7 protein-coding genes are annotated in these 4,608 nt (G+C 63.5%); 2 read left to right on the plus strand and 5 right to left on the minus strand.

Annotated elements, in window-relative coordinates; genetic code table 11:
- Window positions 1–384: helix-turn-helix transcriptional regulator (locus tag JOZ76_RS19665; RefSeq protein ID WP_291701003.1), on the minus strand; the 384-nt coding region annotated here is incomplete at its 3' end.
- Between the two features lie 225 nt (window positions 385–609).
- Between JOZ76_RS19665 and JOZ76_RS19670 the strand changes: the two genes are divergently transcribed.
- A complete protein-coding gene (locus tag JOZ76_RS19670) occupies window positions 610–1,338 on the plus strand; it encodes a glutathione S-transferase family protein (RefSeq protein ID WP_291701005.1) in 729 nt (242 codons plus the stop codon).
- Between the two features lie 198 nt (window positions 1,339–1,536).
- Here JOZ76_RS19670 and JOZ76_RS19675 read toward each other — a convergent pair whose 3' ends face one another.
- Window positions 1,537–2,166: a pyridoxamine 5'-phosphate oxidase family protein gene (locus JOZ76_RS19675; RefSeq protein WP_291701007.1), complete on the minus strand. Its 630-nt coding sequence runs from the start codon at window positions 2,164–2,166 to the stop codon at window positions 1,537–1,539.
- A 118-nt stretch (window positions 2,167–2,284) separates the two neighbouring features.
- Between JOZ76_RS19675 and JOZ76_RS19680 the strand changes: the two genes are divergently transcribed.
- A complete protein-coding gene (locus JOZ76_RS19680; RefSeq protein WP_291701009.1) occupies window positions 2,285–3,178 on the plus strand; it encodes a LysR family transcriptional regulator in 894 nt (297 codons plus the stop codon).
- Window positions 3,179–3,346: 168 nt separating this feature from the next.
- On the opposite strand, the gene JOZ76_RS19685 is transcribed toward JOZ76_RS19680, so the two are convergent.
- The 3 genes from JOZ76_RS19685 to JOZ76_RS19695 all read right to left on the minus strand — a co-directional run bounded on the left by JOZ76_RS19685 (window position 3,347) and on the right by JOZ76_RS19695 (window position 4,578).
- Window positions 3,347–3,766 carry a PaaI family thioesterase gene (locus tag JOZ76_RS19685; RefSeq protein WP_291701011.1) on the minus strand — a complete coding sequence of 140 codons (420 nt, stop codon included), beginning with the start codon at window positions 3,764–3,766 and terminating at the stop codon, window positions 3,347–3,349.
- Window positions 3,767–4,000: 234 nt separating this feature from the next.
- Window positions 4,001–4,450, minus strand: coding sequence for a glutathione S-transferase family protein (locus tag JOZ76_RS19690; protein ID WP_291701013.1), 450 nt, complete (start codon window positions 4,448–4,450; stop codon window positions 4,001–4,003).
- Entirely contained in the window at window positions 4,447–4,578 is a 132-nt protein-coding gene (locus JOZ76_RS19695; RefSeq protein WP_291701015.1) for a hypothetical protein, read from the minus strand. The genes JOZ76_RS19690 and JOZ76_RS19695 overlap by 4 nt, the downstream gene beginning before the upstream one ends.
- Between the last annotated feature and the right edge of the window lie 30 nt (window positions 4,579–4,608).

The following is a 4,608-nucleotide window of genomic DNA, read 5'->3' on the forward strand; positions in this document are numbered from 1 at the left end:
ATAGGGCCGGGCGCGGCTCGCCGGCTCAAGCACGAAGGGCCGCAGCCGCTCCGGCACCGTGTCGGCGATCTTTGCCATCAGATCTTCGGCAGCGCGCGCCAGCACCGGATCGGCGTGGCCGATCACCCACTGCGCGCCGAGCACGGCAGCCTCGATCTCGTCGGGCGTCAGCATCAAGGGCGGCAGGTCAAAACCCTTTTCCAGAATGTAGCCCATGCCGGCCTCGCCGCGGATCGGCACGCGTTGCCCGATCAGGGTGGCGATGTCGCGATAGATGGTACGCTTGGAGGTCTCGAGCTCGGCCGCGATCGCGTCCGCCGTCAGCGGATTGCGCGTGCGCCTGAGCACCTGGATGATCTGGAACAGCCGGTCGGCGCGTCTCATGGAACGTCTCTTATGGCTCTTTGATCGGGCGGTCTCCGATGCTGACACGATGTTGGCAGCAGGCGGATTCTATAAGGGGACAACACTTCAACGAAGAGGATTTTGTCCCATGTTGATCGTCTACGGCTACGAGTTTTGGACGTCCATGACGCCACTGCTGACACCATGGTGGCAGCAGGGGGTCACTAGCGTGAAGCGCGTGTTCAAGAAAGCGGGAGCGCGCGCATGATCGTCCTCTATGGGTTTGGCCCGGGCTTTGGCCTCCCGGAAATCTCACCTTTCGTCACCAAGACCGAGGTGCAGCTGAAGATGGCCGGCCTGTCCCACCGCAAGGAGCGGGCGATGCCGCCCGCTTCACCCAAGGGACAGCTGCCGTTCATCGAGGATGACGGGCTGAAGGTCGCCGATTCGACCTTCATCCGCGCCCATATCGAGCAGAAATACGGTTTCGATTTCGATGCCGGGCTGGATCAGCAGCAGCGCGCGCAGGCCTGGGCGTTCGAGCGCATGATCGAGCACCATGTCTATTGGGCGCTGGTCGGCGCGCGCTGGGTGGATCCCGACAATTTTGCCAAGGGGCCGGCGCACTTCTTCGATGGCGCGCCGGCGGATCGCCGCGAAAAACTGCGCGAGGACGCCCAGTTCCGAGTCGCGGAGAACTATCTCCTGAGCGGCCTCGGCCGCCACGCACCGGATGAGGACGTCGATCTGGCGATGCGGTCGCTGCTCGCGCTGTCGGTGCAGCTCGGCGAGCGGCCCTATATGATGGGCGACAAACCCTGCGGCATGGATGCGACGGCATTCGGCGCGCTCGCCGGCATTTTGACGCCGTTCTTCTCGTCGCCACTCCGCCGCCGCGCCGAGGAGTTCGCAAACCTGACCAGCTATGTCGAGCGGATGATGGGACAATATTATCCCGAGTTCGCCTGGGCGAAGGAGCGGGAGGCGGCTTAGTTGATGTTCATGCTGGAACAATGCCGGCGGGTTACACCGCCGTCATTGAGAAAGTCTGGATCGCTTCGGCGCTGAAGCGCCTCGCAATGACGACCTGGCAATGGAGGGTAGGGTGGGCAAAGGCGCTCTTGCGCCGTGCCCACCGTTCGGAGGATCGCGGAAATTTGGTGGGCACGCTTGGCTTTGCCCACTACGCAGCTACGACGCGGCCGCACCTTCACCCTTCAGCTTGGCCAGCTCCGCCTCTAGTTCCGCGATGCGCGCGTCGCGGCTGGCCAGTGCCGTCGCGACGTCGGCCGCCTCGAGTTTCTGCGGGATGTGCTGCGGACAATTGGTGTCCCAGGCCGCGATCTTGAACAGGATGACCTGTTCCGGACGCGCCCGGTAACCTCTTGGCATCAACGAGGCGAGCAGCGCCGGATCGTCATCGACCACGCGCGCCTCGCCCCAGACCTTCACCCTGCGCCGGTGCGCATAGTCCATCACGAAGATATGCGCCTTGGGATTTTCCGAGAGGTTTCCTTGCGTGATGTATTGCCGGTTGCCGCTGTAATCCGCGAACGCGATCGTCTGCTTGTCGAGCACTTTCACAAAACCCTTCGGACCGCCACGGTGCTGGATATAGGGCTGGCCGTCGTGCGCCGCGGTCGCCAGATAAAAACTGTTGGTGTCAGCAAGAAACGCCGCCAAGTTCTCGTCGATCTCGGTGCGCCAGCCGCCATGCTGCTCGACACGGGCATAGGCCTCACGCGATCCCTTGCGGGCCTGGACCGCCTTGACGGCGGGGCTGAAGGCGACGTCACTGGAATAGGTCTGGGTGTCGGTCATCGAACCTCCGATACGCGCGCCCGATGGCGCCGTTCTCGCGCTCGAAGATGAGCATTCCGCGGATTTGTACAATCTTGCCAATTGACACTGCATCATTGCAGTATATGCAATAATAGCCATGGACCGGATCGACGCCATGCAGGCCTTCGTCGCGGTCGCCGACTTGCGCGGTTTCGCGCCGGCGGCTCGCAAGCTGAAACTGTCACCGTCGGCGGTGACGCGGCTGGTGGCGGCGCTGGAGCAGCGTCTCGGCGCGCGGCTGTTGCAGCGGACCACGCGCTCTCTGGCGCTCACCGATGCCGGCGCGCGCTATCTCGAACGTGCCAGGCGCATTTTGGCCGATGTCGAGGAGGCCGAGCGCGCCGCCGAGGGCGAGCGGACGCGGCCGATCGGGCGGCTGGTCGTGTCCGCGCCGGTCGGTTTTGGGCGCCTCCATGTCAGCCCCGTGATGTCGGCCTATCTGCGTAGGCATCGCGAGGTCAGCGGCGAGTTGCGGCTGGAGGATCGCATCGTCAACCTGGTCGAGGATGGCATCGATCTCGCGGTGCGGATCGGCCATCTCGCCGATTCTTCGCTTGTCGCACGACAGGTCGGCGAGATGCGGCGCATCGTCGTCGCCTCTCCTGCCTATCTTAAGCGGCGCGGCGAACCGAAATCGCCGGAGGCAATCGCGGCCCATGACACGATCCAGTTCGGTGCAAGCGCACTCACGGCGCAGTGGCGCTTCGTCGCGGATGGCCGCGAGATCCGCATCGATGTCACCCCGCGCCTCGTCACCAACAGCGCCGATGCCGCGATCCATTATGCGGCGGAGGGCGGCGGGCTGACGCGCGTGCTGGCCTACCAGGCTGCGGACCAGCTCAAGCGCGGACGGCTGACGATCGTGCTGGGCGGATACGAGCAGCCCGCGCTGCCGATCCATGTCGTCTATCCGACCTCGCGGCTGCTGTCGGCCAAGGTCCGCACCTTCATCGATCTCGTGGTCGAGACCGCGGACTGGCGGTTCGAGTGATGGGCGGCCCTACAAAACGCGCGCGTCACGAAGATTCGTCATCACCCGCGAAAAAGCGGGTGATCCAGTAATCACAGCTATCTCGATTCCGATCAATGCCGCGGCGTACTGGATGCCCGCTTTCGCGGGGCATGAGGGCACAATTTGCCTCGCGCTCCCAAATGACGTTCACTCCTTCTTCGACACCACGCGGAAGGTGGCGCTGGCGCGGGCGATCACCACATCCTCGGCCTTGATCAGGCTCTGAGCAAAGCAGATCGTGCTGCCCGTCCTGATCGCTTCGCTCTCCACCGCGAGCCACTGCCCGAGTTGCGCGCCGCCGATGAAATCGACGGCGAGGCTGATGGTGACCAGCGATGACGTCCCGCCCATCGCCTGGGCGCAGCTATAGCCCATGGAATTGTCGGCCAGCGAAGCAATCAGTCCGCCATGGATGAGGCCGCGCGCGTTGGTGTGCGGCCTGTCGAGGCGCAGTCCCATGGTCACACCCTTCTCGGTGCGCTTCGAATAGAGCGGCTCCCACGGATCGGTGAACGGGCTTTTGCGGAAATGCGGCGCGAAGCCAGCGGGAATGTCGGTGACCGTCATGGTCGGCTCGCGCGGTGATGCCTTAACGCCATTGAACGCGAACCGGCTGCGGATTTCACCGCCAACAAAGTTTTAAACGAAATTTGCGCAGGTGTTTGAAATGCGCCGTCGTTGCGAAGAGCGCAGCGACGCAGCCAATCACCATGACCGTCATTCCGGGGCGGTCCGCAGGACCGAACCCGGAATCTCGAGATTCCGGGTTCGCCTCTGCGAGGCGCCCCGGAATGACAGCCGTCACCCCGGCAGTTCATAGCCGATCGCGGTTTCGATCGCGATCGTCTTTGCGACCGCCGGCCGCGCCATCATTCGCGCGTAATGGGCATCGAGATTCGGAAACGTGCCGGGCACGGGTTTTAGCGAATTGAATAGTCGCCAGTACAGCCGGAACAGATGGATATCGGCAATCGAGTAGTGTTCGCCGAGCGTCCACATCGCGCCGAGACGCTTGTCCGCGATCGCATAGACCGCTCTCGCATGATCGAGCCCCTGCCGGCGTGCCGGATGCAATGTCGCGGCAATGAACGACATCCACGACAACGTCTGCGCCTCGGCCTCGATATCCCCGGGCAACAGTTCGGCTGCGGGGAAACGTCTTGCGAGATAAAACAGGATCGCGGCGACCTCGGTGAGCGGCCGACCGTCGATGACGAGGGTCGGGACCTTGCCTTCCGGATTCAACTTCAAATAATCGGTGGCTGCATGTCTTTCGCCCGGAACGACATCGGCTTCGCTTCGAATGATGCGCCGATCTCATGCAGCGCGATGTGCACCGCCATGGAGCTCGAACCCGGTGCGAAATGCAGCGTCAGCATCCCAAAATCCTCCCGAAGGCAGGCCTTGCG

The organism is Bradyrhizobium sp. (assembly GCF_019244115.1).
Taxonomy (GTDB): domain Bacteria; phylum Pseudomonadota; class Alphaproteobacteria; order Rhizobiales; family Xanthobacteraceae; genus Bradyrhizobium.